This is a genomic window from Arthrobacter alkaliphilus, from assembly GCF_021483235.1.
In the GTDB taxonomy this organism is placed as follows: Bacteria; Actinomycetota; Actinomycetes; order Actinomycetales; family Micrococcaceae; genus Arthrobacter; species Arthrobacter alkaliphilus.
Genome location: NZ_JAKEEC010000012.1, coordinates 1 through 26,348, shown reverse-complemented (window position 1 = coordinate 26,348; position 26,348 = coordinate 1). Strand labels below are relative to the sequence as shown.

The 26,348-nt window shown below is 64.5% G+C and carries 27 protein-coding genes; 12 read left to right on the top strand and 15 right to left on the bottom strand.

The features are described from left to right. Window positions 1-345: 345 nt before the first annotated feature. The 5 genes from L0B83_RS10230 to L0B83_RS10210 form a co-directional block, all read right to left on the bottom strand. Window positions 346-1,227: a 1,4-dihydroxy-2-naphthoate polyprenyltransferase gene (locus L0B83_RS10230; RefSeq protein WP_234758307.1), complete on the bottom strand. Its 882-nt coding sequence runs from the start codon at window positions 1,225-1,227 to the stop codon at window positions 346-348. A gap of 62 nt (window positions 1,228-1,289) precedes the next feature. Beyond that, entirely contained in the window at window positions 1,290-2,423 is a 1,134-nt protein-coding gene (locus L0B83_RS10225; protein ID WP_234758306.1) for an AMP-binding protein, read from the bottom strand. A gap of 9 nt (window positions 2,424-2,432) precedes the next feature. Beyond that, window positions 2,433-3,401, bottom strand: a complete 969-nt coding sequence (locus L0B83_RS10220; protein ID WP_234758305.1) for a 1,4-dihydroxy-2-naphthoyl-CoA synthase — start codon at window positions 3,399-3,401, stop codon at window positions 2,433-2,435. 21 nt (window positions 3,402-3,422) lie between these two features. After that, on the bottom strand, window positions 3,423-3,860 hold the full coding sequence (locus L0B83_RS10215; RefSeq protein ID WP_234758304.1) for a VOC family protein: 438 nt from the start codon (window positions 3,858-3,860) through the stop codon (window positions 3,423-3,425). Window positions 3,861-3,933: 73 nt separating this feature from the next. Beyond that, entirely contained in the window at window positions 3,934-4,662 is a 729-nt protein-coding gene (locus L0B83_RS10210) for a CPBP family intramembrane glutamic endopeptidase (RefSeq protein WP_234758303.1), read from the bottom strand. A 201-nt stretch (window positions 4,663-4,863) separates the two neighbouring features. Here L0B83_RS10210 and L0B83_RS10205 point away from each other — a divergent pair, with 201 nt between their 5' ends. Then, on the top strand, window positions 4,864-6,342 hold the full coding sequence (locus L0B83_RS10205; protein WP_234758302.1) for an amino acid permease: 1,479 nt from the start codon (window positions 4,864-4,866) through the stop codon (window positions 6,340-6,342). A 53-nt stretch (window positions 6,343-6,395) separates the two neighbouring features. On the opposite strand, the gene L0B83_RS10200 is transcribed toward L0B83_RS10205, so the two are convergent. Continuing rightward, complete coding sequence (locus L0B83_RS10200; RefSeq protein ID WP_234758301.1) at window positions 6,396-7,121, bottom strand: dienelactone hydrolase family protein; 726 nt, start codon at window positions 7,119-7,121, stop codon at window positions 6,396-6,398. A 73-nt stretch (window positions 7,122-7,194) separates the two neighbouring features. Here L0B83_RS10200 and L0B83_RS10195 point away from each other — a divergent pair, with 73 nt between their 5' ends. The 4 genes from L0B83_RS10195 (at window position 7,195) to L0B83_RS10180 (ending at window position 10,837) form a co-directional block, all read left to right on the top strand. Then, a complete protein-coding gene (locus L0B83_RS10195; protein WP_234758300.1) occupies window positions 7,195-7,854 on the top strand; it encodes a pentapeptide repeat-containing protein in 660 nt (219 codons plus the stop codon). 97 nt (window positions 7,855-7,951) lie between these two features. Next, window positions 7,952-9,175, top strand: coding sequence for a thiolase family protein (locus L0B83_RS10190; RefSeq protein WP_234758299.1), 1,224 nt, complete (start codon window positions 7,952-7,954; stop codon window positions 9,173-9,175). After that, window positions 9,175-9,972: an enoyl-CoA hydratase/isomerase family protein gene (locus L0B83_RS10185; protein WP_234758298.1), complete on the top strand. Its 798-nt coding sequence runs from the start codon at window positions 9,175-9,177 to the stop codon at window positions 9,970-9,972. Before L0B83_RS10190 ends, L0B83_RS10185 begins: the two co-directional genes overlap by 1 nt. Window position 9,973: 1 nt before the next feature. Continuing rightward, on the top strand, window positions 9,974-10,837 hold the full coding sequence (locus L0B83_RS10180) for a 3-hydroxyacyl-CoA dehydrogenase family protein (RefSeq protein WP_234758297.1): 864 nt from the start codon (window positions 9,974-9,976) through the stop codon (window positions 10,835-10,837). 16 nt (window positions 10,838-10,853) lie between these two features. Here the strand turns inward: L0B83_RS10180 and L0B83_RS10175 are convergent, their stop codons facing one another. Continuing rightward, window positions 10,854-11,048, bottom strand: a complete 195-nt coding sequence (locus L0B83_RS10175) for a helix-turn-helix transcriptional regulator (RefSeq protein WP_234758296.1) — start codon at window positions 11,046-11,048, stop codon at window positions 10,854-10,856. After that, complete coding sequence (locus L0B83_RS10170; RefSeq protein WP_234758295.1) at window positions 11,045-11,461, bottom strand: hypothetical protein; 417 nt, start codon at window positions 11,459-11,461, stop codon at window positions 11,045-11,047. Before L0B83_RS10170 ends, L0B83_RS10175 begins: the two co-directional genes overlap by 4 nt. 99 nt (window positions 11,462-11,560) lie before the next feature. Between L0B83_RS10170 and L0B83_RS10165 the strand changes: the two genes are divergently transcribed. The 4 genes from L0B83_RS10165 to L0B83_RS10150 all read left to right on the top strand — a co-directional run bounded on the left by L0B83_RS10165 (window position 11,561) and on the right by L0B83_RS10150 (window position 15,885). Then, complete coding sequence (locus L0B83_RS10165) at window positions 11,561-12,157, top strand: GNAT family N-acetyltransferase (protein WP_234758294.1); 597 nt, start codon at window positions 11,561-11,563, stop codon at window positions 12,155-12,157. A gap of 36 nt (window positions 12,158-12,193) precedes the next feature. Beyond that, window positions 12,194-12,919: a tyrosine-protein phosphatase gene (locus L0B83_RS10160; protein ID WP_234758293.1), complete on the top strand. Its 726-nt coding sequence runs from the start codon at window positions 12,194-12,196 to the stop codon at window positions 12,917-12,919. A gap of 241 nt (window positions 12,920-13,160) precedes the next feature. Beyond that, window positions 13,161-15,263: a phenylacetic acid degradation bifunctional protein PaaZ gene (gene paaZ, locus L0B83_RS10155; RefSeq protein ID WP_234758292.1), complete on the top strand. Its 2,103-nt coding sequence runs from the start codon at window positions 13,161-13,163 to the stop codon at window positions 15,261-15,263. 214 nt (window positions 15,264-15,477) lie between these two features. Further along, a complete protein-coding gene (locus L0B83_RS10150; protein WP_234758291.1) occupies window positions 15,478-15,885 on the top strand; it encodes a VOC family protein in 408 nt (135 codons plus the stop codon). A 182-nt stretch (window positions 15,886-16,067) separates the two neighbouring features. Here the strand turns inward: L0B83_RS10150 and L0B83_RS10145 are convergent, their stop codons facing one another. Genes L0B83_RS10145 through L0B83_RS10135 form a run of 3 tightly spaced genes read right to left on the bottom strand, consistent with a single transcriptional unit; the run spans window position 16,068 to window position 18,563 of the window. Next, a complete protein-coding gene (locus L0B83_RS10145) occupies window positions 16,068-16,679 on the bottom strand; it encodes a TetR/AcrR family transcriptional regulator (RefSeq protein WP_234758290.1) in 612 nt (203 codons plus the stop codon). Between the two features lie 41 nt (window positions 16,680-16,720). After that, complete coding sequence (paaK, locus tag L0B83_RS10140; protein ID WP_234758289.1) at window positions 16,721-18,073, bottom strand: phenylacetate--CoA ligase PaaK; 1,353 nt, start codon at window positions 18,071-18,073, stop codon at window positions 16,721-16,723. Between the two features lie 7 nt (window positions 18,074-18,080). Further along, window positions 18,081-18,563 carry a hotdog fold thioesterase gene (locus tag L0B83_RS10135; RefSeq protein WP_234758288.1) on the bottom strand — a complete coding sequence of 161 codons (483 nt, stop codon included), beginning with the start codon at window positions 18,561-18,563 and terminating at the stop codon, window positions 18,081-18,083. A gap of 119 nt (window positions 18,564-18,682) precedes the next feature. Here L0B83_RS10135 and L0B83_RS10130 point away from each other — a divergent pair, with 119 nt between their 5' ends. The 3 genes from L0B83_RS10130 to L0B83_RS10120 all read left to right on the top strand — a co-directional run bounded on the left by L0B83_RS10130 (window position 18,683) and on the right by L0B83_RS10120 (window position 20,380). Then, entirely contained in the window at window positions 18,683-19,249 is a 567-nt protein-coding gene (locus L0B83_RS10130) for a GNAT family N-acetyltransferase (protein WP_234758287.1), read from the top strand. 68 nt (window positions 19,250-19,317) lie between these two features. Beyond that, window positions 19,318-20,133, top strand: coding sequence for a response regulator transcription factor (locus L0B83_RS10125; RefSeq protein WP_234758286.1), 816 nt, complete (start codon window positions 19,318-19,320; stop codon window positions 20,131-20,133). 82 nt (window positions 20,134-20,215) lie between these two features. Continuing rightward, the gene (locus tag L0B83_RS10120) at window positions 20,216-20,380 is read left to right on the top strand and encodes a hypothetical protein (RefSeq protein ID WP_234758285.1); all 165 of its coding nucleotides are present in this window, start codon (window positions 20,216-20,218) and stop codon (window positions 20,378-20,380) included. A 322-nt stretch (window positions 20,381-20,702) separates the two neighbouring features. Here L0B83_RS10120 and L0B83_RS10115 read toward each other — a convergent pair whose 3' ends face one another. From L0B83_RS10115 to L0B83_RS10100, 4 genes are all read right to left on the bottom strand, one after another. After that, window positions 20,703-22,448 (bottom strand): GAF domain-containing sensor histidine kinase, encoded by a 1,746-nt coding sequence (locus L0B83_RS10115; protein WP_234758284.1) that lies wholly within the window; start codon window positions 22,446-22,448, stop codon window positions 20,703-20,705. 53 nt (window positions 22,449-22,501) lie between these two features. Further along, window positions 22,502-24,721 (bottom strand): S9 family peptidase, encoded by a 2,220-nt coding sequence (locus L0B83_RS10110; RefSeq protein WP_234758283.1) that lies wholly within the window; start codon window positions 24,719-24,721, stop codon window positions 22,502-22,504. Window positions 24,722-24,787: 66 nt separating this feature from the next. Continuing rightward, window positions 24,788-25,243: a hypothetical protein gene (locus L0B83_RS10105; RefSeq protein WP_234758282.1), complete on the bottom strand. Its 456-nt coding sequence runs from the start codon at window positions 25,241-25,243 to the stop codon at window positions 24,788-24,790. A 91-nt stretch (window positions 25,244-25,334) separates the two neighbouring features. After that, window positions 25,335-26,285 carry a signal peptidase I gene (locus tag L0B83_RS10100; protein WP_234758281.1) on the bottom strand — a complete coding sequence of 317 codons (951 nt, stop codon included), beginning with the start codon at window positions 26,283-26,285 and terminating at the stop codon, window positions 25,335-25,337. Window positions 26,286-26,348: the final 63 nt, after the last annotated feature.

The following is a 26,348-nucleotide window of genomic DNA, read 5'->3' as shown; positions in this document are numbered from 1 at the left end:
CATCATGTGAGCGAGCGTCGGGGGAAACCGGCCTGGATGTGAGTGAGGGTCGGGGGAAACCGGCCTGGATGTGAGCGAGCGAGGGCCGGGGAAGGACGCCCGGTCACCTAAACCGCGTCTCCCGCGGACGACCGGTCACTTATAACGGGTTTCCCGCGGACGTCCGGTCACATATCTGGGGTTTCCGTCGGACAACCGGCCCGGATGTGAGCAGGGGTCGGGGGAAACCGGCCCGGATGTGAGAGAGCGTCGGGCGAAGGGCCCCCGGATGTGAGAGAGCGTCGGGCGAAGGGCCCCCGGATGTGAGAGAGCGTCGGGCGAAGGGCCCCCGGATGTGAGTGAGGCTTAGAAGCCGTGGGTCAGGATGAGGCCTAGCGAGAACAGCAAGCTGTAGCCGAGGTTGATCATTCCTGTTTGCTTGAGGACCGGGATGAGGCTCTTGCGCTTCCGGCCGTTGACCATAAGCCAGGCCGGCATGAGGCAAGCGGGGATCAGCAGCAGCACTATCAGCATCCACGGCTTGGCGGGCGCCAGCACCACTACCAGGAGGATCGCGACGGCAAGCATCAAGACGTAGCTCTCGCGGGCGTGGCGGTCGCCCAGCCGCACCGCCAGGGTCCGTTTGCCAGCGGCGGCGTCCGTCGGGATGTCGCGCACATTGTTGGCCATCAGGAGCGCGGTGGCGATCAATCCCGTGCCGATCGCACCGATAACGGCCGGAAGGCTCACCTGCCCGGCCTGCGTGTAGGTGGTGCCCAGCGTTGCGACGAGGCCGAAGAAGACGAAGACGAAGAGGTCGCCCAGACCCATGTAGCCGTAAGGGTTCTTGCCGCCGGTGTACCCCCAGGCGGCCAGGACGCAGCCGATGCCCACCAGGATCAGCCACCATGCCTGGGTAATGACCACCAGGATCAGGCCGAAAATCATGGCCAGGCCGAATGCGCCGAATGCAGCCCACTTGACGTGGTCAGGGCGAGCCGCGCCGGAGCCGACCAGCCTGAGCGGACCAACACGGTCCTCGTCCGTGCCACGGATGCCGTCCGAGTAGTCGTTGGCGTAGTTGACGCCGATCTGCAGCAGCAGCGCCACGACGGCTGCGAGGATGGCGTTCAAGGGCCGGAAGGATTGCAGCTCGTAGGCGGCTGCCGTGCCGATCAGCACCGGCGCGATCGCGGCCGGCAGGGTGCGCGGGCGGGCGCCTTGAATCCATTGTGCAGCTGTTGCCACGTTTAGTACCTCGTGTTGTTTCGCGTTGGGGGAAGGCAGATGGCGGTCAGGGAGGACGTGTTCTATTCTCCCTGATGCACCTGGGCGAGAAGCTCGATCATCGCGAGCCGGTCAGGCTTTCCGTTGGGGAGCATGATGAGGGAATCCGCGTTCAGCACCGTTTTGGGCGCGAGGGCCCCCAGCGCCGCCTGGGCGCGGGATCTGTACGAAGCGACGGCTTCCGGGGAGGTGTCCTCGACGGCGACATAGGCAGCCACCGCCTGGCCCCACTCACGCGAAGGCACCCCGGCCACGAAAGCCGCCGTGACGCCGTCGAACTTTTCCAGCTCCGCCTGGATGAACGCTGCGGAGGCTTTCACGCCGCCGGTGATGATGACGTCGTCGGCGCGCCCGAGCACCGTGAGGGTCCCGTCGTCGGCGAGCTCGCCTAGATCATTGGTGCGGTACCAGCGGGTGCCGTCCTCCTCGAAGAACGCCTCGGCGGTCGCCTCGGGCGCGTCGAGGTAACCGGAGGCCACGGTGGCGCCGCCCAGGAGGACGCGGCCGTCGTCGTCGAGCATGACCCGCACCCCCTCGATCGGGCTTCCGTTGTACACGCAGCCGCCGCACGTCTCGGCGGACCCATACGTGGTGACGATCTTCAGCCCGGCGTCCTTGGCGGCGTCCAGCAGCGCGGCGGAAGCAGGCGCGCCGCCCAGGAGGATGGCGTTGAAACGGCGCATGGCCGCGAGGGTCCGAGGCGACGGCGAGTCCAGGAGCCGCTGCAGCTGCGTCGGGACGAGCGAGGTGAAGCGGATGGTGTCCGTCAGCTCCTCGGCGGCCTCGGTGAAGGCCTCCGGGGTGAAGCCGTTTGAGAGGTCCATGACCCATGGCCGCGCGCCGGCGAAGAGCGAACGGACCAACACCTGGACCCCGGCAACGTATTGCAGCGGCAAGGCCAGGAGCCACTGTCCCTCGCCGCGGAGCGCGATGGCCGTGGCCATGGATGAAGCAGCAAGCTGGTCGACCGTGAGGACCGTGGCCTTCGGCGTGCCCGTGGAACCGGAGGTGCGCACCACCAGTGCGGCGTCCTCGAAACCGGGCGTTTCAACGGGCGCCGCATGCGGGGTTCCATCCTCTGTGACGAGGATTTCGACGGCGGGTCCCTCACCGTGGAGGGCGGCGGCCAGGGCTTTCAGGACAGGATCGATGTTCACGGGCGGGTCCTAGAAGTAGTACGGAAAGTTGGACCAGTCCGGATCGCGCTTCTCAAGGAACGCTTCCTTGCCCTCCACTGCCTCGTCCGTCATGTAGGCCAAGCGAGTGGCCTCCCCGGCGAAGACCTGCTGGCCGGCCAGGCCGTCGTCGGCGAGGTTGAAGGCAAACTTGAGCATGCGGATGGCTTGAGGGGACTGCCGCGCGATGTCGGCGGCGTACTCCAAAGCGACTTCCTCCAGCCGCTCGTGGTCCACGGCCTCGTTGACGGCGCCCATGCGGACCATGTCCTCAGCGGAATACTCACGGGCCAGGAAGAAAATCTCGCGCGCGGCTTTCTGGCCGATCTGGCGGGCCAGCAGCGCCGAGCCGTAACCGGCGTCGAAACTTCCCACGGTGGCATCGGTCTGCTTGAACTTCCCGTGCTCGCGGGAGGCGATGGTGAGGTCGCTGACGACGTGGAGTGAGTGGCCGCCACCGGCAGCCCAGCCGTTCACGACGGCGATGACCACCTTGGGCATGGTCCTCATGAGCCGCTGGACTTCCAGGATGTGCAGGCGGCCGGCCCGGGCAGGGTCGATCTTCTCCTGCGTCCCGCCGTCAGCCGTGTCTTGGACCACGTACCGGTAGCCGTCGCGGCCGCGGATCCGCTGGTCCCCGCCGGAGCAGAAGGAATGCCCGCCGTCCTTGGGGGAGGGGCCGTTTCCGGTGAGGAGCACTGTGGCGACGTCCGGAGTCATCCGTGCGTGGTCCATGGCGCGGTACAGCTCGTCGACAGTGCCGGGGCGGAAGGCGTTGCGGACCTCCGGGCGGTTGAAGGCGATCCGGACGGTGGGAAGATCCCTTGTCACTTTTCCGTCGGCGTCCCGCTCGACCTGCCGGTGGTAGGTCATGTCCTGGAAATCGTCGAAACCGGCCACGTTACGCCAGCGCGATGGGTCAAAGACGTCGGAAACCTTGGCGGGGAAGTCGTTGCTCACCCTCAGAGTCTAGTAATCCCCTCAGCTGATGCAGAACTCGTTGCCTTCGGGATCTGCCATGGTGTGCCATTCGTGGGGCCCTTGCTTGGCCGTCCACAGGTATTTCGCGCCCCGGGCTTCCAAAGCGGCACGGACGTCGTCCTTGCCCTGTCCGTTGAGCCGGACGTCCCAGTGAACGCGGTTCTTGACTGTCTTTTCCTCGGGAACGGTCTGGAACAGGAAGCGGCGGCGGGTGTCCTTGTCCTGGTCTTCTTCCGGGCCGATTGCCGCGCCGTCCTTCCACACGAGTTTGCCGTTGTGCGTGGTGGTTTCTTCTTCCGTGGCAAAGCCTTGATCCACCATGGACCGGATGAACGCCTCGTCCTGGGGTTCCACAATCCACTCGAGCGTCTCGGCCCACCAATCGGCGAGGGCATGCGGATTCTTGCAGTCGATCACTACCTGAAAGTTCAGTGCCATGGACTGAACCTACGACGACGGCGCGTGGCGGGGAAGTGCCTGGCGGACAGTTCCGGTCCGGATGTGGCGGGGTTTAGCCGCCGAGGAGTTGCGGCGGGACCGCGTAGATCACGACGACGGCCAGCAGGTTCTTGGCGGCATGAACGAAATAGGAAAACATCACGTTGTTCCCGGTCCAGACGTAGACGGCCACAAGGACAACGCCCATTCCGAGGTACGGGGCCACGGCGGGAAGCACCAGGCCCTCACGTCCCACCACGTGGATGGCGGCGAAACAAAGCACGGACAGTGCGCAACATAGCCAAATATTGACGCGACGGGACAGCTTGCCGATGAGCAGGTGCCGGAAAAGGTATTCCTCCACGAAAGGCCCCAACACCACCAGCAAGGGCACCACGAACCAGGCCGGGAGCTGCAGGACCAGGGACTGGAGGCCCAGCTGGTTTTGCGACGCTTTGGCCGAGCCGGTGACTGTCACCAGGACGGCGGTGATAACCAGCATGGCCACGATCGCCAGCGGAATCATGGCGAGCGTGAACCACGGACGTGTGGACAGGATCAGGAGGTCGCGGCCTATGACGCGCCACGAAGCGGCAACGGCGAACAGGCCCACGCAAGCGTAGAAAGCTAGGTTGATTGCGAAGACGGTAGTGCTGGGATCGGGGAAGACGTGCTGGACGAAAGTCGTCACCGGGGCCGTGGCGAGGCTGAGGACGGCTGCCAACGAGACATAGAGTCCGAAAGCCGCAGCGTCCAATCCCGTGAAGCGGTATAGCCTGCCGGCCGGCGGAATGTTGCCCATAGGTCCAGCGTAACGCCCCTCTTTGTTGCCCGCGTCACGATCCGCCGAAATCACCGGGTACGATGGTTTTGCCGGATTTACCTTCGACGCTTCCGCGTTTTTGCCACTGATTCGACTTGCCAACAGGCTTAAAGCTCGAATTCCTTGTGCTGATGCGCGTGAAGCCGAGGCCGGAATCTTCTCAACCCACAAGGAACAGCTGTGTCTCAAAACACCACAACCGACCTTCAGCGTGAGCCGGGAACCCTGGCTGCGCCCAGTACCGCTACAACTTCCGAAAACCTCAGCGCCGAGGGCTACCAGAAGACCCTGAGCCGCCGCCACGTCACGATGATCGCGATGGGTGGCGCGATCGGCGTCGGCCTCTTCATGGGAGCCGGTGGACGGCTCGCTTCCACGGGCCCGGCCCTCATTTTCTCCTACGCCATCGCCGGCGTTATCGCCTACCTGCTGATGCGGGCCCTCGGCGAACTGATCATGTACCGCCAGACCTCCGGCTCCTTCGTCAGCTACGCCGGCGAAATGTTCGGCAAAAAAGGCGCCTACCTCTCCGGTTGGATGTACTTCATCAACTGGGCCATGACAGGCATCGCCGAACTGATCGCAATTGGGCTCTACTTCCAGTTCTTCTTCCCCAACGTCCCCGTTGAGCTGTCCGCCATTGCCGCACTGGTGCTGCTGGTGGCCGTTAACCTGTTCAGCGTCAAGGCCTTCGGCGAATTCGAATTCTGGGCGTCCTGCCTCAAAGTCGCCGCGATCCTGATCTTCCTCGCCGTGGGCACCTTCATGGTGGTCACGAACGCGCAGGTCGGCGCCGGACATGCGTCTCCGACCAACCTCTTCGCTGCCGACGGCGGCATGTTCCCCAAGGGCGGCCTGGTGATGATCCTGGTCCTCAACGCCGTGATCTTTGCCTACAACGCCATCGAGCTGGTCGGCATCACCGCCGGCGAGATGGAGAACCCGGAACGCGAAGTGCCCAAGGCGATCCGCGCCGTCGTGCTCCGCATTGTGGTTTTCTATGTCGGTTCCGTGACGCTGCTGGCGATGCTCCTGCCCTCGGACCAGTACCACGCAGGCACCTCTCCGTTCGTCACGGTGTTCGGCCAGATGGGCTTGCCGTGGATGGGCGACGTCATGAACATGATCGTCATTACGGCCGCCCTGTCTTCGTGCAACTCGGGCCTGTACTCGATCGGCCGCATTTTCCGGACCATGGCCAACAATGGACATGCCCCTCAGTGGCTGACGAAGATGTCCACGCGCCACGTGCCCTACGCCGCCATCCTCGCCATCGGCGCCGTCTACCTCGTGGGCATTCTGCTCAACATCTGGTTGGGTGGTTCGCACGCCTTCGACCTCGCGCTGAACACGGCCTCGATCGGCGTCATCTTCACGTGGGGCTCGATCTTCGCGAGCCAGATCGCCTTGCGCAAGAAGAAGGGCAACGTCTCCAGCCTCCCCATGCCGGGTTCGCCGTGGACCAGCTGGATCGGCCTGGTCGCCCTGCTGGCCATCACCGTGCTGATCGGCATGGATACCATGACGGACAAGGCCACGGGCGAGGTGTTCCTCCTGGGCCTCTGGACCCTGGCCACCATCCCGTTCTTCGCCTTGGTGCTGTGGCTTGGCTGGCAGAAGGTCAAGAACAACGAGCCGAAGAGCGAGCTTTTTAGCTAGCGGGGCCCGACGACGGCGGTCGCCTCCTTGGTGGGGCGGCCGCCGTCGGGCATTTAAACCCTGAGGTATCTCGCGAAGTGCTCCTCGATGCGCTGCCACGCTTCCGGAGCGGCGGCCGGATCGGGTTTGATTCCCATCACCCGCATCAGGGGCCGTAGGGGCCGAGGCCCAACTGGCGCGTCGTTCATGAAGCCGTGGCCCGCCGTCGGGAATTCCTTGACGTCGTGCTCGATCCCGAGGTTCGTGAGCGCAGCCTCCAACTTCGCGGCCGCGCCAGGCATGGTCCGGTCCTTGGCTCCGTAGTTGGCGACCACTGGACATGCCCCTTCCAAAGCGTGCTCGAGGTCCCGCGGCAACTGGCCGTAGTTCACGGATGCGGCGTCGAAGTCATCGTGGGCGGCGAGCAGGGCGAATGCGCCTCCCATGCAGAACCCGATGACGCCTACTTTGCCGGAACACCTGGCATCGCCGCGGAGCCAGGACCGCGCCGTCGCGATGTCCGTGAAGGCCCGGCCGGTGCCCGACATGATGGACCGCATGGTCGCCACGAGGCAGCGCCTCGCGCCGCCGTCGCTGAAGAGGTCGACGGCGAGCGTCAGGTAACCAGCCTCGGCAAGCCGGTCTGCGTGGCGGCGCATCACGCCGTCGAGCCCGAACGCTTCATGGATAAGCACGACGCCGGGAAACGGACCTTCGCCGTCGGGCTCGGCGAGGTAACCCTGCAGTGTCCGGGAGCCTCCTGCTGCCGCGCTTTCCGTGCTCAAGTCGATGTGCGCCATGGTGCAATCCTGCCAGAGCGCGCAAGTGTCATTGTCAGCTGTCTTTGTCAGCGGTCGCAGCTAGGCTCGATGCATGGACCACAGCACCACGCCCAGCCAGCCCCGGATTTCCCCGATCACGCTCGACGGGCTCCGCGACGATGCCGCCCCGGACTTCCAGCGCGGGGAACGGTACGACGGCGTGCGTCTCAACCGTGCCGACGCCGACGGTGCGGAACTGAGCGGAGCCGATTTCATCGAGTGCGAATTCAACGGAGTCTCCTTCAACGAAGCCCAGCTGCGCGGCGCGACCTTCCGGGACTGCATCTTGAATGAGCCCTACGCTCCGGTATTCACGGCGGCGCGCAGCTCGTGGCGTGAAGTGGAGATCAGCAACCCGCGTTGGGGTTCGGCGGAGATGTACGAGGGCACCTGGAACTCGGTAAAGATCGACGGCGGCAAGCTGGACTTCCTGAACCTGCGGGGATCCAAACTCACGGACGTAGTGATCACGGGCTGCATCATCAACGAACTGGACCTCGGTTCCTGCACCGCGACGCGTGTGGTGCTCAAGGATTGCACCGTCGGGACGTTGGATGTCTCGGGAGCCAGGCTCAAGGATGTGGACCTGAGAAGCTCGGACTTCCGGATGATCAATGGACTCGGCGGCCTGTCCGGGGCAGTCGTCGATGATTACCAGCTCAGCCTGCTCGCACCCTTGTTGGCCGGACACTTGGGCATCCGGGTGATCTGAGTGACGGTTGACCTGTGAGCGGCTCAGTGTAATCTTTATAGAACGAACGGTCGGTAAATTATTCGCCGATCCCGCTCCCTTCACTAAGGATGATCCCATGGTCGAGGCTTTTCTTGTTGGCGGTGCCCGCACCCCTGTAGGCCGGTATGGCGGCGCGCTCTCAGCCGTCAGGCCAGACGACCTCGCGGCCCTCGTGGTCCGTGAAGCCGTGGAGCGGGCCGGCGTCGATCCCGACGCGATCGACGAGGTCATCCTCGGCAACGCCAACGGAGCAGGCGAGGAAAACCGCAACGTGGCCCGCATGGCCACCCTCCTCGCCGGATTTCCCCTCCACATCCCCGGCATTACGGTCAACCGCCTGTGCGCCTCCGGAATGAGCGCCATCATCATGGCCAGCCACATGATCAAGGCCGGAGCGGCGGACATCGTGGTGGCAGGCGGCGTCGAGTCGATGAGCCGGGCTCCGTGGGTGCAGGAGAAGCCCACCACCGCCTTCGCCAAGCCCGGCCAGATCTTCGACACGTCCATCGGCTGGCGCTTCGCCAATCCCCTCTTCACCAAGGGCGAGCTGTCCCGCGGCGGCAAGATGACGTACTCCATGCCGGAAACTGCCGAGGAAGTTGCTCGCGTCGACGGCATCTCCCGCGAAGACGCCGATGCCTTCGCGGTCCGCTCGCACGAACGTGCCCTTGCTGCGATTGCGGGCGGCCGCTTCAAGGAGGAGATCGTGCCGGTCAGCGTGAAAACCCGCAAGGGCGAATCCGTGGTGGACACCGATGAAGGCCCGCGCGAGGGGACCACCATGGAGGTCCTCGCCGGGCTCCGTCCTGTGGTCGCCGGAGGTTCTGTAGTCACGGCGGGCAACTCCTCCTCGCTCAACGACGGCGCGTCGGCAATCATCGTCGCGTCCGAGGCTGCCATCGAAAGGTTCGGCCTCACTCCGCGGGCCCGCATCATCGACGGCGGCTCGGCCGGCTGCGAACCGGAAATCATGGGCATCGGCCCCGTTCCGGCTTCCCGGAAAATTCTGGACCGTTCCGGACTCACGGTCGGCGACCTTGGCGCCGTCGAACTCAATGAAGCCTTCGCGACGCAATCGCTCGCGAGCATGCGGCGATTGGGCCTGGATCCGGACATTGTGAACAACGACGGCGGTGCGATCTCTTTGGGGCATCCGCTGGGTTCCAGCGGCTCGCGTATCGCGATCACCTTGCTCGGCCGCATGGAGCGCGAGTTGGGCGCCACCGACCGGAAGATCGGCCTCGCGACCATGTGCATCGGCGTCGGGCAAGGCGCGGCACTCCTCTTGGAAGGCGTCTGATGTCACTGAACGGCGACTTCACCACGCTCCTTGTCGAGGAACGGGACGACCGTGTCACGGTGCTCCTGAACCGGCCCGAGGTCCGCAACGCGATCGACCAGCAGATGGTGGATGAACTGCACCAGGTGTGCGAGTACCTCGAGCGCGAGCCCAAGATCCTGATCATTGCCGGCGTCGACGGCGTCTTTGCGTCAGGCGCGGACATCGGCCAGTTGCGGGAACGCCGCCGCGACGACGCATTGCGCGGCATCAACTCGACCATCTTCGTGCGGATCGCGAAGCTGCCCATGCCGGTCATCGCGGCCGTGGATGGCTACTGCCTGGGCGGCGGCGCCGAACTGGCCTACGCCGCGGACTTCCGCATCGGCACGCCGAGCCTGCGGATCGGCAACCCGGAGACAGGGTTGGGCATCATGGCCGCCGCAGGGGCCACGTGGCGCCTCAAGGAACTCGTAGGGGAGCCGGTCGCCAAGGAAATCCTCTTGGCGGGAGCGGTTCTCCGCGCGGAAGAAGCCCTGCGCATCAATCTCATCACCCAGATCCATGAAGCCCCCGTGCTGATGGAAGCGGCGCACAACCTCGCCGACCGGATCAGCCGGCAGGATCCCTTGGCCGTGCGGATCACCAAGTCCGTGTTCCACGCTCCGGCCGAGGCACACCCGGTGATCGATACCCTGGCCCAGGGCATGCTTTTCGAATCGCAAGCCAAGTTCGACCGCATGCAGGCATTCCTAGACAAGAAGAGCGCCAAGCAAAGCAGCGGCAAGCAGTCCAGCGACAACCCAGACAGGACCTGAAATGACAACAACGCCCGCTATTCCGCATGTTGTCGGTGTCCTCGGCGGTGGCCGCATGGGCGCCGGAATCGCCCACGCTTTCTTGATCAAGGGCGCAACCGTGATCGTCGTCGAGCGCGACCATGAATCCGCCGCCGGCGCCCAGGGCCGCGTTGCCGATGCCGTGGCCAAATCCGCTGCCCGGGGCACCCTGGGCGGGACAGCCGAAGAAACGATGGCAAGGTTCAGCACCTCCACGGACTACGGTTCTTTCGTCCATTGCGGGCTCGTGGTGGAAGCCGTGCCTGAAGACTATGAGCTCAAGGTTTCGGCCCTCAAGGCCGTCGAGGAGCACCTTTCCGCCGACGCCTTCCTCGCCTCCAACACCTCGTCCCTCTCCGTCACGGGCCTCGCCTCGCAGCTCCGGAGGCCTGCCAATTTCGTGGGCCTGCACTTTTTCAACCCTGTCCCGGCTTCCACGCTCATCGAAGTTGTCCTGGCCAAGGAAACCTCACCGGAGTTGGCCGCGACGGCGAAAAGCTGGACCGAGGCACTCGGCAAGACCGCCGTCGTCGTCAATGACGCACCAGGCTTCGCGTCCTCGCGGCTTGGCGTCGCGATCGCGCTTGAAGCGATGCGCATGGTGGAGGAAGGCGTGGCCTCGGCGGAGGACATCGACGCGGCCATGGTCCTGGGCTACAAGCACCCGACCGGACCGCTCAGGACCACGGATATCGTGGGCCTCGATGTGCGCCTTGGCATTGCCGAGTACCTGCATTCGACGTTGGGGGAGCGCTTTGCCCCGCCGCAGATCCTGCGCGACAAAGTGGCCCGCGGCGAGCTCGGACGGAAGACCGGCAAGGGATTCTTCGAGTGGGCTGACTGATGTGTAGTTCCTGCGTCTAGTCGTCCAGTTCAAAAATGTCTTCGACGCTGACCTCGAAGAACTTGCCCAGGCGCAGGCCCAAGGGAAGGCTCGGATTGAACCTGCCCTTTTCGATCGCAATTACTGATTGCCGTGAGATGCCGACTGCCTGGGCAAGTTCTTCCTGCGAGAGATTCTTCGAAGACCGGAGTTCCGCTACCCGGTTCTTCATTGAGCGAGCTTCTTCAGGATGATTGCGTGCCGGATGAAATACATCACGATCAGCGTCACCAGCAGGACAATCGTCATGAATGCCGGGTGCGCGTAGTCACCAAAGATCAGGAAGGACGCACCGAAGGCGGTGATGAGGACGAGGGCGTCATAAAAGACGGCCGAGGAAGCCCTGAGTGCCACCTCACGCTCGATCCCCTCCGCGGAGTCCGAACGGACCATCATCGCATTCTGTTTCTTGGCGACCATCACCGCGGGGCCTGTGAAGATAACTACACAAACCATCAATACCCGGGGGACAGCATTCCATGGCCCGTCCTGAACGGCAGCACTCCATGCGGCCAGCACTGCGATAAGTGCAAGAGCGACGGCAATTACGGCGAGGTATTTCAGGGCCAAGGAGGAGCTCTTCATGAATGTAAAGTACGCTTTACATTCCACTTTCGCAAGGAAATTGGATGGGTCGGCTTGGCCAAGTCGTTCGTGAGTGAGCCGCCCGGTTAAGCTGGCGGGATGACCCGCATCGAACCCGTGACCCTGGATGGCCGTTTTGTAACCCTCGAGCCATTGAGCCCCGAACACCACGATGGCCTCGTGGATGCCGCGAAAGACGGCGAGTTGTGGAAGCTTTGGTACACCTCGGTCCCGACGCCGGAAGGCATGGGCGCCGAGATCGAGCGCCGGCTGGCACTCCAGGAGCAAGGGTCCATGCTGCCGTTCGCCACCCGGTTGAAGGCGAACGGCAAGCTCATCGGCATGACGACGTACATGAACATCGACGCCGCCACCCCGCGCGTGGAGATCGGCTCCACGTGGAACGCCGCCTCGGCACACGGTAGCGGCAGCAATCCCGATTCCAAGCTGCTGCTCCTCCGCCACGCTTTCGAAACCCTTGGCTGCCCCGCCGTCGAATTCCGTACCCATTGGCTCAACCACCAATCGCGCGAGGCGATCGCCCGTTTGGGCGCCAAGCAGGACGGCGTGCTCCGGAACCACTCACGAACTTCCGACGGCGTGCTCCGCGACACCGTGGTCTTTTCCATCCTCGAACACGAATGGCCGGCGGTACGTACCGGCCTCGAGTTCCGGCTGTCGAAGCGCGTCCCCTAGTAGCTCACCCATCCGGCCTGTGGTTAGCTGTCCGGTATGGATGGGATCACGACCACTTCCACGCCGTCGGACGTCCATTGGGACGGTGCGGTGAACGCCTGGCGCATTGCCGGAGGCGTGTATCGCATGGGTCGGCGGGAATGGGTCACCGACGCCGGGTGGCAGCAAATGTTCGACGCCGGCATCCGCACTGTGATCGACCTGCGGACCGCTCGCGAGCAGCAGCCCAGGGAGGTTGATCCCGAGGTTTCGGCTGAAGCGACCTCGCGGTTCGACATCGTCCATTGCCCAACCGAGGATCCGGAGAAAGAGGAGTTCACCGAGCTCTTTGGTCCGTACCTGAAAGACCCGGCGCACTACGCCGAATATCTGAGGCTCTTCCCCGACAAGGTTGCCCTGGTCTTTAAGGCCATAGCCGCAGCCCGTGGCGGAGTGGTGGTGCACTGCGCCGCCGGCCGGGACCGGAGTGGAATCGTCGCCGTGATGCTGCAAAAGCTGGCAGGCGCCAGCGACGAGGAGATCGTGCGCGGTTACCAGCAGGGGATGCGCGGGATCAACGAACGCCATCGCTATCATCGCGCTCCGCATGCCCATGACGCATTTCTGGAAGAGGATGCGCTCGAAGCGTTACTGGCATCACGGTCCGTGAGCCTCCTGGAATTCGCGCATACCCTCGACGCCTATGCTTTCCTCTCGGCGAACGGTGTCTCCGCGGCCGAAATTGCCGCCATCCGCGCCAAGCTCGGGGTCCGGGCGGACTAGCTGAGGCGGGCACGCGCCGTCGTGACCTTCTTTGAATTTGGGAAGCGCCTGCGACACGGCGACTCGCCACATTTCAGCGCCGAATCGAGGCAAAGAAGGTCAGGAAGGGCATCGTCCCGTCACACGCCTAGTGTGCAATCGGGCCTCTCATGTATTCTGGATTGTATTACCGAACGGCCGGTCAGTAATTTGCGGCCGTTCAGTCCGTTTCGTGCCCGTGCCTTGGAAGGACCCGTCGACGATGACCAGTACCGCTGTCGCTCCGGAAGCCACAACCGTTGAAACCGTGCCCAGTTTCGTCCAAGGCGAGTGGTGGACCCCCAGCGCAGACCCCGCCGCCGGCGTCCCCGTCCGCGATGCGAGCACGGGCGAGGTCCTTGCAACGGTCAATACCGAGGGACTGGACCTTGCCGGCGTCGTGAACTACGGCCGCACGGTAGGCCAGCGTGAGCTTGGCAAGCTCACCTTCCACCAGCGGGCCCTCAAGCTCAAGGAACTGGCCCAGTACCTCAATGGCCGGCGCGAAGAGTTCTACGCATCCTCCTTCAAGACCGGCGCCACCAAGATCGACTCGATGGTGGACATCGACGGCGGTATCGGCGTGCTGTTCACTTTCGGTTCCAAGGGCCGCCGCGAACTTCCCAACTCGCAGGTAGTGGTGGACGGTCCCATGGAAGTCCTGTCCCGCGACGGTTCGTTCGTCGGCGGGCACATCTACACCCGCATCCCGGGCGTCGCCGCACAGATCAACGCCTTCAACTTCCCCGTGTGGGGGATGCTCGAGAAGTTCGCGCCTGCGTTCATCGCCGGTGTCCCCACGATCGTCAAGCCCGCCACCCCCACCGGCTACGTCGCCGCCGTCGTAGTTAAGGCGATCGTGGACTCGGGAATCCTCCCGGAAGGCTCGCTGCAGCTCATCTCCGGGTCGGCCCGCAACCTGCTGGACCACCTCGACTACCGGGACCTGCTCGCCTTCACCGGTTCGGCTTCCACCGCCAATTCGCTGAAGTCCCACACGAATGTAGTCCAGGGCGGCGTTCGCTTCACCTCGGAAACCGACTCCCTCAATGCCGCCATTCTCGGACCCGACGCCGTGCCCGGCACGCCCGAGTTCGACGCCTTCATCAAGTCCGTCGTCACCGAGATGACCGTTAAGGCCGGCCAAAAGTGCACTTCGATCCGCCGCACCATCGTCCCCGAAAGCCTCGTGTCCGACGTCGTTGCCGCCATTGGTGCGCGCGTGGACGAACGCGTCGTGCTGGGTGACCCGCGTGCCGAAGGCGTCACCATGGGCGCCCTCGCGTCCCTGGAGCAGCTCGCGGACGTGCGTGCCGCCGTGCAGTCAATGCTCGACGCCGGGGGCGAGCTTGCGTACGGGACGCTTGATTCGCCGTCGGTCACCTCGTTGGACGGGACGGTGGGCGTCGTGGAGGGCGGCGCATTCATGTCGCCCGTGGTCCTGAGCTGGGCCGATGTCGACGCGGAAGCTGTCCACTCGCTTGAGGCGTTTGGTCCGGTGTCGTCGGTGATTGGCTACACGGATCTCGACGACGCCGTCCGGCTAGCCGCCCGCGGTGGTGGCTCCCTCGTGGCTTCCGTGTGCACCAATGATCCTGCCGTCGCGTCCGCGCTGGTCACCGGGATTGCCGCGCATCATGGCCGCGTGCTGATGCTCAACCGTGAGGACGCCCGTTCCTCAACCGGCCACGGTTCGCCCGTGCCGCACTTGGTCCATGGCGGACCCGGCAGGGCAGGTGGCGGCGAGGAGCTCGGCGGTATCCGCTCCGTCATGCACCACATGCAGCGCACCGCGATCCAGGGCTCGCCCAACATGCTGACCGCCGTGACCGGAGTCTGGCACACCGGCGCGGACCGCAACTTCACCCTGGAAACTGAAGGAACGCACCCGTTCCGGAAATCCCTGGCAACGCTGCGGATCGGCGACGCTGTCCGCTCCGAACTACGCCAGGTGGCCCTGGATGACATCTCGGCTTTCGCTAACTCCACCGGCGACACCTTCTACGCCCACACCAACCAGGAAGCAGCCGAAGCCAACCCCTTCTTCCCGGGAATCGTGGCGCACGGGTACTTGCTGCTGAGCTGGGCGGCCGGACTGTTCGTTGAGCCGGCTCCGGGTCCCGTCCTCGTCAATTACGGACTGGAGAACCTGCGTTTCATCACTCCCGTGGCGGCGGGGGATTCGATCCGGGTCACGCTCACGGCCAAAAAGATCACGCCGCGCGAGACCGACGAATACGGCGAAGTGGCCTGGGACGCCGTGCTCACCAACCAGAACGACGAAATCGTGGCCACCTACGACGTGCTCACCCTCGTGGAGAAGTAGCCCCGGTTTCCTCCTCCCGGACGCCCGGTCAGGTATGTGGGGTTTTTCCCGGACGCCCGGTCAGGTATGTCGGGTTTCCTCCCGACGCCCGGTCAGGTATGTCGGGTTTCCTCCCGACGCCCGGTCAGGTATGTCGGGTTTCCTCCCGACGCCCGGTCAGGACGGACTTTCCGATCCCGCGCGGCGTAAGATTTTTTGCGTAGGAGGTGGCGACATGAACCTAGCACTCAGAACAGCCACAACCGTCTTGCCCGTTGACGACGTAGCCCGAGCCCGCAGCTTCTACGCGGAGAAACTCGGCCTCCCGCACCGCGGTATGACGTGGGATGGAAACTATTTGTTCGGTATCGACGGCGGCACCATGCTGCAGTTGATGCCTGTCAAGGACGGCATGCACTCTACGCATACTGCCCTTTCCTTTGAAGTCAGTGACATCGAACGGACAGTCGCCGAGATGGAGGCTAACGGGGTCGAATTCAGGGACTACGACCTCCCGGACCTCAAAACGGAGCACCATATTTGTACGACGGACGCCGATCGGTGCGCCTGGTTCATGGACACGGAAAACAACGTTCTGTGCGTTCATGAAAGCTTGGGCGTCCAAGCCGAATACCAGCTCTGAAACCCATTCCCGAAACCGAACGGAACGCCTCCTCACTTCAAGTGAGGAGGCGTTCCGTCATTTGCCGCGGGATGTGACCGGGGGTTGGGGGATTTGCCGCGGGATGTGGCCGGGGGTTGGGGGAAGTGCCGCGGGATGTGGCCGGGGGTTGGGGGTCGGGCGTTAGAGGCAGGGGGAGCGGGTCAGCGGGCCTGCGCCGAGGCATGGAGGCCGTCGAAGGCCATGGTGATGACGTCGTCGGCGAGGCGCTCGGGCGAGAGGGAGCCACCGGGCTTGTACCACTCCACGATCGAGTTGATAGTCCCGAACAGGAGCCTCGTCACGGTGCGGGGGTCGATGTCCTGGCGCAGCGTGCCTTCTTCACGCGCGGCGGAGATCAGCGCAGCCACCTTGTGATCGAAAGCACGACGGCGTTCCAAGGCGTCCCGCTCGATCTCCGTGTTCCCGCGCAAACGCAGGAGCAGCGTGACGAACGGAAGCCGCTCCACCAGAACCGCGATGGTTTGCCGCAGCACGAACTCAAGCCTGGAATCGGCAGGACCGGACAAAGCCTCGGGCTGTTCCAGGATGGCCTCGAGCCCACCCAGCGCGTGCTCAAGGGCGAGCTTGAGGAGATCGCCTTTGGACGGTACGTGGTGGTAGATCGCAGACTTTGAGATCCCGAGGTTTTCGGCCAAAATGCCCATGGAGGTCGCATCGTAACCGTGCCGGTTGAAGACGTCGACGGCGATGAGCAGCACCGATTGCTGGTCGTATCCGGGGCGTCCCCGCTTGGTTGCTGTTTCACTGGGCATGCTGGTCATTTTCTCACGAACGGTCGGTAGACCCAGGAAGGTTACTTCTTGGGTCGCAGGTCGTAGACGCGGCGCAACTTTCCGTTCGACCGCTCCAGCGATCCTGGCTCCACGACGTCCACCACGCACGAAGAACCCACGTGGATCTTGATCTGCTCCTGCAAGGTGCGTGCCGCCGTCGCGCTCTGCTCGGCGGATACGGCGTCCCGCCGTTCGATGCGAACTGTCATCGAATCCATGCGCTTGCCCTCGGGGCGCGTCAGCTCGAGCTGGAAGTGCGGGCTGAGCTCGGGGATGCGCAGGGCGATTTCCTCGATCTGCGAAGGGAAGAGGTTCACGCCGCGCAGGATGATCATGTCGTCGCTCCGGCCGGTGATGCGGCCCATGCGGCGGTGTGCCGGACGCGCGGTGCCGGGGAGCAGCCGGGTGAGGTCTTTGGTGCGGTATCGGATGATCGGCAGTGCTTCCTTGGTGAGCGAGGTGAAGACAAGTTCGCCCGGTTCGCCGTCAGCCAGCACCGAACCTTCCCCGCGCTCGGGATCGAACGGGTCGATGATTTCGGGACGGAAGTGGTCCTCCCAGATGTGGCAGCCGTCCTGGGTCTCCACTGCCTCGCCGGCGACGCCCGGACCCATCACCTCGGACAGTCCGTAGATGTCGCAGGCCTTGATGTTCATGGTGGTCTCGAGTTCGTGGCGCATCTCCTCGGTCCACGGTTCGGCGCCGAGCACGGCATACTTCAGCGAGGTCGACGCCGGATCGACCCCCATGTGCGCCATGGCGTCGGCGATCGTGAGGAGGTAGGTCGGCGTTGCCAGGATCACGTCCGGCTGGAAGTCCTGGATGAGTTGGATCTGGCGTTCGGTCTGGCCGCCGGACATCGGGATAACGGTGCAGCCGAGCGCTTCAGCTCCCGCGTGCGCGCCCAGTCCGCCGGTGAACAGGCCGTAGCCGTACGCGTTGTGGACCTTCATGCCCGGCCGGACTCCGGAGGCGCGGAGCGAGCGCGCCACCAGCGAGGCCCAGTTGGCGAGGTCGTTCTTCGTGTACCCGACGACGGTGGGCCGCCCCGTGGTGCCCGAGCTCGCGTGGACCCGCGCAACTTCGTTCTGCGGCACTGCGAACATGCCGAAGGGGTATTCCTGGCGGAGGTCTTCCTTGGTGGTGTACGGGAACTTGCCGAGGTCGGACAGTTCGCGGAGATCGGAAGGGTGGACGCCGGCGTCGTCGAACTTGCGCTTGTACAGCGGGACGCGATCGTACGCGTAGGCCACGGTGTGTTGGAGGCGGCTGAGCTGCAGCGCCTCGAGCTCGTCGCGGGAGATGGTTTCTTCGCGATCCAGCTGTGCGGGGCTAAGCGATACGTCGGGAGCGGCGACGGTGTTCTGTGTCATGGTGTTCCTACTTCTTGGAGATGGTGCGGCTGCGGCCACGGAACTCTGCGATGAGTTCGCCATAGCTGCCAGGATCGTCGGGGGAGCCGACGGCGGAAGGCTCGCTTGCGTCGGCGGCGAAGATTTGGATGTCGTACAGTCCGCTGCGGCCGTTGTTGGCGCGACGGTTCGCGACGGCGGTGATCACCTGGCCTTGATAAGCCGGCTTGAGGAAGTTGATGTCGACGCCGGCCGCGACGGTTATGGTGTCGGCTTCCGACGGCGAGGGGTTGGCGGGGTTGCACGCCATGGCGAACGCGGAATCGGCGAAGGCGAAGATCATTCCGCCGTGGGCCATCCCGAAGCCGTTGAGCATTTCCTGCCGAAGCTTCATGCGGACGGTGGCGTGGCCGTCGTCGACCTTGAGCACCTCCAGGCCCATCCATTCGGAGGCGTAGTCGTTCTTGAGGATCTGGTGCTGCGCTGCACCAGAAAGGGTGGTCTCAACCATGCGTCATTGCCTCCAGCTTTATTTACCGAATGTTCATTAGGTAATCCCAGTTTGCTTGAACTGTCAAGGGGTGGCCGGGTTACGAGATGGGCTCGAAGGCGAGGTAGTAGCCTCGAGGAATGCCGCATATCGAACTTCCCATCCGGACCCCGAGGCTTGTACTTCGCAGGTTCGAGGCCACCGACCTGGAGCGATTTCACGCCTACCAGTCGTTGCCCGAGACGGCGCGGTTTCTGCTCCGGCAAGAATTGACCCTCACGCAATCGATGGAAGTGTTGGGGCGGTACGCCAACTTCACGTTCGAACAAGAAGGCGACTGGTTGTGCCTCGCCATAGAGCGCGCGGACGTTCCGGGGCTGCTCGGTGAGGTGGTGCTGAAGTGGTTGCCGGGCACGGGGCAGGGTGAAATCGGATGGATCCTTGCGCCGGAAAGCCGGGGCCAGGGTTATGCCGCAGAAGCCGCCGAAGCCCTGCTCCGCCTTGGTTTCGAAAGCCTCATGTTCCACCGGATCGACGCCAAGCTTGACGCCCTGAACACCTCGTCGTCGGGAGTGTGCGAGCGGCTCGGGATGCGCCGCGAAGCCGAGCTCGTGGACAACTGGCACTATAAGGGCAAATGGTCCACCGAGGTCATCTACGCCATACTCGACTCGGAGTGGCGGGCGCGGAAAACGGACTTACCGTGACATGCGGGAGAATAGCGGGTACGGCCGGTGTTAAAGTGGGCTGAGCAGGGGTAGATCGGGGCGAAAAATTGGGCGCATCGGGCGTTGCTGTAGTAATCGAGGATGACGATGACATCCGTGAGGTAGTCCATGCTGTCCTGGAGGCATCGGGTCTCGAGGTTTACGCTGCCGGAAACGGCGTCGACGGCGTAGATGCGGTCCGCCTGCACAACCCCGACGTGATCACCTTGGACCTTGGCCTGCCCGATATTGACGGGATCGAAGTCACCCGACGCGTCCGCGAGTTCAGCGACGCCTACATCATCATGCTCACCGCCCGGGCGCGTGAAGTGGACACCCTGCAAGGGCTGGCCATCGGCGCCGACGACTTTGTCACCAAGCCCTTCCGCCCCCGTGAACTCCTGGCCCGCGTTGAGACCCTCCTTCGCCGGCCGCGCGGCAGCAAGCTTTTGAGCAGTTCCGGAGGGAGCCCGACGGCGGAGCTGTCGCAGGCCTCGGCGTCGAGCTCGCCAACCGGACCCACACCGGTGCTTCCGGCCGCTGATGCTTCGGCCTTGGAACACAATGGGCTTTACCTGGACGTGGCCACGCGGACCACCCGGGTGGGGACCGAAGAGGTGCAATTGACCCGCACCGAGTTCGACCTCCTCCAGGCCCTCATGGAGGCCGGGCGCGTTGTCCGAAGCACCACGGGGCTTGCCCGCTGGCTCCATGCCAAGGAGTACGAAACCGGCGGCTACGTCAGCGAATCCGAAGAGCGCGCCATCCAGGTTCACATCGCAAATCTGCGGCGCAAGCTCGGTGATTCGGCGCAGTCACCGCGTTGGGTGGAAACCGTGCGTGGCGTCGGATACCGCCTGGCCGCAAAGTCTTCGGAAAACTGAAGGCAATCTTTAGCGAACCTTTAACGAGGCTTCTTACGCTGGGAAAGTCAACCTCGGACTTTCACCGCTCAAGGAGCATCGCATGAAAAAATTCGCCGCAACACTGCTCATGACGGGCCTGCTCGCCATTGGCGGATTTGTCACCCCTGCCAACGCAGCTCCGAAGACCACGAGCACAACGGTTACGACCGTCCCCGTTGTGACCGACCCGGTCCACTACGCACAGGTCGGTTGGTGGCCCAACTAATCCCCACCGGCACCGTCTCCTCGGCACCTTGCCGGGTCGTCCGGCGTCGGCGCCTGCCGTTCCTAACCTTGTTTGCGGCGGGCTGAAGCCGAAAATGAGCGGACTCGCCGTGTCGTGAGGACCTTCCCGATCCAAACAAGGTCAGGACGGCGCCAGGCCGGAGTCATTGGCGGCCGGCGTGGCTAGGCTCGCCGTACCGAATTCCCCAGGTTTGCCGCGGCTGCGGCCCGGAATTGGGGGACTCGCCGTGTCGGAGGGGCCTCCCGGACCCAAAGGTGGGGAAGTTGCTACGCCACCCGCGCGGTTCCTGATCCAAACACGGTCAGGACGGCGCCAGGCCGGAGTCGACGGCGACCGGCGCAGCTTGGCTCTCCGTATCCAGCGGCAGCCGGACTGAAACCGTCGTTCCCACGCCGAGGGCGGACTCGACGTCGAGCCTGCCGGAATGGCGTTCCACAATGTCGTGCGCGATTGCCAAGCCAAGCCCGCTCCCGGGTATGGCCGCCGTGGAAGCGTTTGAGGCACGGAAGAACCGGGTGAAAATCTGCTCGATTTCGGTTTCGGGGATCCCGACGCCGGTGTCCTCTACGCGCACCACTACGCTCGGAACGGTGTCCGGATCCGAGGCGATCCCGCTGCTCACGGCAACGTGGCCGCCGTGGGGGGTGAACTTGATCGCGTTGCTGATGATGTTGGCGAAAACTTGCTCGAGCTTGGCTTCGTCGGCCTGGACAGTCATGGTTCCCGGCGCGTGCGTCACCGTGAGGGACAGGGAACGGGAGTCGGCGAGTGGTTGCAAGGTCGAGACGACAAGCCTGAGCAGGGTGCCCACATTCACGGGGCCCACCTCGAGGTCGCCGGAAGTGTCTTGGTGCGAGACGGTGAGCATGTCTTCGATCAGCCGCCGGAGCCGCTCGGCATTGCGTGAAATGACGTCGACCATCCGCTCGACACCCGCCGGCAGGGGCCCACCTGCGCCAGTGCGCATCATGTCGAGATAGGCAGTGATGGAGGTCAGGGGAGTTCGGAGCTCGTGGTTCACGGTAGTGAGGAAGTCGGTCTTGGCCTGGTCGAGTTCCTGGAGCTTGTACATGACCTGCTGTTGCGCGCCGATCAAGTGGATCTGCATCAAGCCGTAAGCCAAGTTCCCGGCGACGTGTTGAATCAGGCTTATTTCGGCCCGGGTCCATTCCTGCGCCGAGTCCGGGCGCGCGATCCAGATGACCCCGAGAACCAGGTCTCCCTCACCTACCGGCACCACAACAGAGGCCGACGGCGCTCCGGCACCACCCGGCGCCCCGGCACCAGCCGGCGCTCCCGCACCACCCGGCGCCCCCGCACCAGCGGGCGCTCCCGCACCACCCGGCGCCCCCGCACCAGAGGAATCTCCCGGGGTAACCCGTCTCGGCAGCGACTGCACCTCCGCTTCCGCCCACAAACGCTCCGCCAACTCGAACGTGGAGGTTTCGTCGGTGAGTTCACCCGGCAATACTCCGGGCGCAAGTCCCGAAGCGTTCCATTCGGCGCTCACCTGAGGCACCCGGGAGTCCGGGAAGGTGGTGAACCAGACGTGTTCCGCGCCCAAGGCCTCGCCGATTCCGTCGACCAGGTGCCGGGCAATTTGGTCCGGATCAATGGTGGACCTGATTGCCGCGGACACCTTCCTCAGGCTCTCCCGCAGCGACTCGGCTTCCGCGCGGCGGCGCGTCCGTTCAGCAGCGCGGGCAATCAGGACCAGGGCCCGGTGCGCGCGAAAGGCGGGAGGCTGGCCCCTGTAGGCAAAATCCGCAATAGTCCAGGCCTCCAGGGCGGCAACATCGAGCTCGTCCTCGGGATCCAACACGAGCAGGACCGGGACGCCCTTCCTGGGAAGGAACTCCCGGAGCGTGTTGTCCACCACCAGCACGTCGATCGGTTCGCTTTCGACTGCGGCCGCAAGCGAATCGGCGTCGTGCGCTGAACGAACTATGAACCCTGCCGCGGCGAGCGCTGCGACCGTCTCGGAGTGGCGGACCGGATCAGGGTCGGCCACCACGGCCCGGTTTGGCACCGATGCATCGTTGGTCAAGCTACGCTCCTACTGTCCGGTCCGGTCCGCCTGGAAGCCTACTATCGAGAACCTTACTTGAGACCGGCCCCCGGCAGCAGTTCGACGGCGCCGAGCGAGTCCGCGACGAAGGCGTAGTCCCACGCGCGCTCGCGCCATTGCACGTACCTTCCCGAGGCGCCGCCGTGTCCGCCGTCCATCTCGATCTTCATGACGATGGGAGCGGTGCCCGTGGTCTCGGAGCGCAGCACCTGGACCCATTTGGCCGGTTCAACGTAGAGCACGCGGGTGTCGTTGAAGGACGTGACCGCTGCGATCCGCGGGTACGAAACGGCGCGGATGTTCTCATACGGCGTGTAGGACTTCATGTACTCGTACACTTCGGGGTCGGTGATGGGGTTGCCCCATTCTTCCCATTCGAGCGCGGAGAGCGGCAGCTCAGGATCCAGGATGGTGTTGAGCGCGTCCACGAAAGGCACCGCTGCCACGATCGCCGCGTACTTTTCCGGCGCGAGGTTGGCCACGGCGCCCATCAGCAGGCCGCCTGCCGAGCCGCCCATGGCCGCGATCCGATCCGGTGCCACCCAGCCGGACGACGCCAGCCAGTCCGTCGCGGCGATGAAGTCCGTGAAGGTGTTCTTCTTGTTGAGCTTCTTGCCGTCGTCGTACCAGCGCCTGCCGAGCTCGCCGCCGCCACGGATGTGGGCGATCACCATGACGATTCCGCGGTCCAGGAGGGACAACCTCGCCACGCCGAAGCCCGGATCCATGCTGACCTCGTAAGAACCGTAGCCGTACACGAGGCCCGCTGCGGTGGAGTTCCGCTCGACAGAGGCGTGCCGAAGAACGGACAGCGGCACGCGCGTCCCGTCCGCCGCCGTCGCCCATTCCCGGGTGGCAACGTAGTCGGAGGCGGTGTACCCGCCCAGCACAGGGCTTTCCTTCCGAAGCAGCAGCTCGCCCTGCGGCAGCGCGGCGGTGGGCAGCACGAAGTCGTATACCCGCGACGGCGTGAAGTAGGACGTGTAGCCGATGCGGATGACCGGAGCTGCATAGTCGGTTCCACCCACGCCGGCCGTGTACAGCTCCTCGTCGAAGGCGGGCTCCACGGCCGCCCCTTGTGCGGCGGTCCCCAGCCCGGCGAGGGGAATGACCTGCACGCGTTCGATCGTGTCCTGCCGCACTGACACCACCAGATGCGTCGAGGTGACGCCCGCGCCGTTGACGCGAACGGCGTCGGAATGCTCGACGACGGTGCGCCAGTGCTGCTCGGCCAGCGGCTTGGCGAACTCGGCCGGGTCCGCGATGGAAACCATCGAGTTGACGGCATCTTTGTTATGGGTCAGGAGGATGGTTTCGGCACCGTCAAGGAGGAAGGGCTCGGCCTCGTAGAGGATGTGCTCGTCGCGGGAAATCACGGTGGACAGGCCGGCGTCGTAGTCGTCGAAGCGCAACAGCCGCGTCTCGCTGAATTCCGAGCAGCCGATGCTCAACACGAGGTGCCTCCGGTCGGAGGAGAGCTCGAATCCGAGCCACATTGCGACGTCGTCCTCTTGGTAGATGACCTCGTCGGCGCTGACGGGCGTTCCCAGGACGTGCGATTTCACCTGGTAGGGGCGCCAGGAATCGTCAACTACGGTGTAGAAGATCCGGGTCCCGTCGGGGGAGAAAGCCACACCGTAGAAGATGTTCTCGATGACGTCGGGCAGCAGTTCACCCGTGCGCAGGTCCTTGATGCGGAGCGTGAAGCGTTCCTCGCCGGAGTTGTCCACGGCGTAGGCGTAGAGGTTGCCGTCCAGTGTCACGGCAGTGCCGCCAACGGAGAAGAACGGCTTGCCTTCCGCCTCGGCGTTACCGTCCAGCAGGACTTCTTCACCGGCCAGTTCGACGCCGGGTTCCACCGCCGGCGGGGTCCAATCAGCCACCGGGTTGCCTGAGTTCGCGGCCCGGACACGGCAATGGATGCCATACTCCTTGCCCTCCACGGAACGGGTGTAGTACCACCAGTCGTCCTTGCGGCTGGGGACCGAAAGGTCGGTCTCCTGCGTTCGCCCCTTGATTTCCTGGAAGATCGCCTCGCGCAGCGGTTCCTGGTGTGCCGTGACGGCTTCCTGGTAGGCGTTTTCGGCCTTCAGGTGCTCGACGACCTCGGAGGATTCCTTGTCCCGCAGCCATTCGTAATTGTCCACGAAGACATCGCCGTGGTGCTCGCGGGTGTGCGGCACCTTCTTGGCGACGGGGGCCGTGGGGCTTTCGGCCTGGGAAGGGTGGGCGGAACCGGAAATCTGGGTCATGCTCTCAATATATAGAGCCTGGCCGACGCCGGTGCCCGCGTTCGCTGCGGGGGTAGCGGTGAGCGCCTAGGTACAGGTGAACTGGCCCGTCACCGGGGTGCCGGTCCAGGTGTTGCTGGTGCCGGGGACCGGATACTGGTTCTGGACGGTCCAGGTCCAGGTGCCCGTATGGGCTGTGATTGTCGCTTTGTAAGTATTGCCGCCGCTTTGCGTGCTGGTGCCGGTGAACACGGCGGTTCCGCCGCTGGAGACGATGAAGACCCCGGTAAAGCGAGGATCCGAAATGGCCCAGGACGTGACGGTGATGGTGAGGTTGGAACCTCTGCAGCTTGCGCTGACGGTTGCCGTGGACGCCGGGATCGAGGCCGAGGAGACAGGAAGGCTGGCGCTCGCTGCACCGTTGAACGCAGCCTGCGCAATGCCCGGAGCGAAGACCAGCACCGCGGCCGCCGCGAGGACCGCGGCGACGCGACCCAACGCAGGCGTCTTCGCGACGTCGGCGGTGCTCCGGCTTCTACGCAAGGTCAGCGGCTTTCTGTCAGGCCCGATGGTCCATTCTTACCGCTACGCGCAGTAAGGGCAGAGCATTCGGTTCGGTTCTGTGAAAAGGATCTTACGCGGCGCGTCGGGCGGTGTGACCACCCAGGGCTTTCTCCAGCTGCGGCTGGTGCTGGCGTACGAGTTCCCCCGCTCGAGCGGCTGCTGTGTGATCGGTCATGACCAAGGCATGTTCAAGGCGTACGCAGTGCTGTTCCATCCGGAGGGCCCCGACCATCGATGAACTCGTCTTCAGGCTGAGTACCGCGTCCATGGCCAGGTCATCGTTCCCGGTGCTCAGGGCGTGGCTGATCTTGTTCACACGCTGTGGAAGCAGCTTGGCGTAGGAGGCCGCGAACTTCTCGGCGGCTTCCTTGCTTTTCATTTCCCGCGCCAGCCGCTTGAGCGGGCGATGGTCAAACGCCGGAAGGGGGCTCGCGGCGGTGCCGGCGTCGTCGTCGCCAGCGGGCTTCTTCCGCCAGATGGAGACGAGCACCATGACCACAATCGCGGCCGGAGCGCCGTACATCAGGACCTTCAGGACAACTGGATCACGAAGGACGCGGATCGCGTTGCCGAGGTACGGGACGGTGAACACCTGGCGGTCAACCTGGCCGCCGGCCAACGTTGCTGTCCAGGGATCTGCGCCATTGTTCGCGTCGCCCTTGGTGCGGACGGTGGCAGTGCCTTGGCTGTTCACTGCCAGGTCGATGATCCGGTGGGTCTCCACCCGCTGGTCATCCACGGGAATGTGGTACGTGATGATGTCCCCGACCTTCAGGTCTTTGACCGCGACGGGAACGGTGACAACCACGTCGCCCGGGTTGATCAGCGGCGACATCGAGCCGGTGAGCATGGTGCTGGTCTGGTAGCCGAGGACGCGGGGCCCGACGGCGAGGAACAGGAACGCAACCACGGCCGCGACGGTCATCGTTGTGCTGATGACGCTGACCATTCCCCGGGCAATCCTTGCCGGAGTGGTAGCAGTCCGGGAGACCCGCCGGTGGCGGACTGGTGATGCGGTCATGGCTGGGTCTTCCTTTCTGTGGAAGCCCTCCGCCGTCGGTGCATGGGGGGCTCGACGGCGGAG

Coding starts and splice junctions, on each gene's coding strand:
- L0B83_RS10215 (WP_234758304.1), bottom strand. CDS start 3,860: ATGGCACTGAACTTTCAGGTAGTGATCGACTGCAAGAATCCGCATGCC.
- L0B83_RS10210 (WP_234758303.1), bottom strand. CDS start 4,662: ATGGGCAACATTCCGCCGGCCGGCAGGCTATACCGCTTCACGGGATTG.
- L0B83_RS10200 (WP_234758301.1), bottom strand. CDS start 7,121: ATGGCGCACATCGACTTGAGCACGGAAAGCGCGGCAGCAGGAGGCTCC.
- L0B83_RS10195 (WP_234758300.1), top strand. CDS start 7,195: ATGGACCACAGCACCACGCCCAGCCAGCCCCGGATTTCCCCGATCACG.
- L0B83_RS10190 (WP_234758299.1), top strand. CDS start 7,952: ATGGTCGAGGCTTTTCTTGTTGGCGGTGCCCGCACCCCTGTAGGCCGG.
- L0B83_RS10185 (WP_234758298.1), top strand. CDS start 9,175: ATGTCACTGAACGGCGACTTCACCACGCTCCTTGTCGAGGAACGGGAC.
- L0B83_RS10180 (WP_234758297.1), top strand. CDS start 9,974: ATGACAACAACGCCCGCTATTCCGCATGTTGTCGGTGTCCTCGGCGGT.
- L0B83_RS10175 (WP_234758296.1), bottom strand. CDS start 11,048: ATGAAGAACCGGGTAGCGGAACTCCGGTCTTCGAAGAATCTCTCGCAG.
- L0B83_RS10170 (WP_234758295.1), bottom strand. CDS start 11,461: ATGAAGAGCTCCTCCTTGGCCCTGAAATACCTCGCCGTAATTGCCGTC.
- L0B83_RS10165 (WP_234758294.1), top strand. CDS start 11,561: ATGACCCGCATCGAACCCGTGACCCTGGATGGCCGTTTTGTAACCCTC.
- L0B83_RS10160 (WP_234758293.1), top strand. CDS start 12,194: ATGGATGGGATCACGACCACTTCCACGCCGTCGGACGTCCATTGGGAC.
- paaZ (WP_234758292.1), top strand. CDS start 13,161: ATGACCAGTACCGCTGTCGCTCCGGAAGCCACAACCGTTGAAACCGTG.
- L0B83_RS10150 (WP_234758291.1), top strand. CDS start 15,478: ATGAACCTAGCACTCAGAACAGCCACAACCGTCTTGCCCGTTGACGAC.
- L0B83_RS10145 (WP_234758290.1), bottom strand. CDS start 16,679: ATGCCCAGTGAAACAGCAACCAAGCGGGGACGCCCCGGATACGACCAG.
- paaK (WP_234758289.1), bottom strand. CDS start 18,073: ATGACACAGAACACCGTCGCCGCTCCCGACGTATCGCTTAGCCCCGCA.
- L0B83_RS10135 (WP_234758288.1), bottom strand. CDS start 18,563: ATGGTTGAGACCACCCTTTCTGGTGCAGCGCAGCACCAGATCCTCAAG.
- L0B83_RS10130 (WP_234758287.1), top strand. CDS start 18,683: ATGCCGCATATCGAACTTCCCATCCGGACCCCGAGGCTTGTACTTCGC.
- L0B83_RS10120 (WP_234758285.1), top strand. CDS start 20,216: ATGAAAAAATTCGCCGCAACACTGCTCATGACGGGCCTGCTCGCCATT.
- L0B83_RS10110 (WP_234758283.1), bottom strand. CDS start 24,721: ATGACCCAGATTTCCGGTTCCGCCCACCCTTCCCAGGCCGAAAGCCCC.
- L0B83_RS10100 (WP_234758281.1), bottom strand. CDS start 26,285: ATGACCGCATCACCAGTCCGCCACCGGCGGGTCTCCCGGACTGCTACC.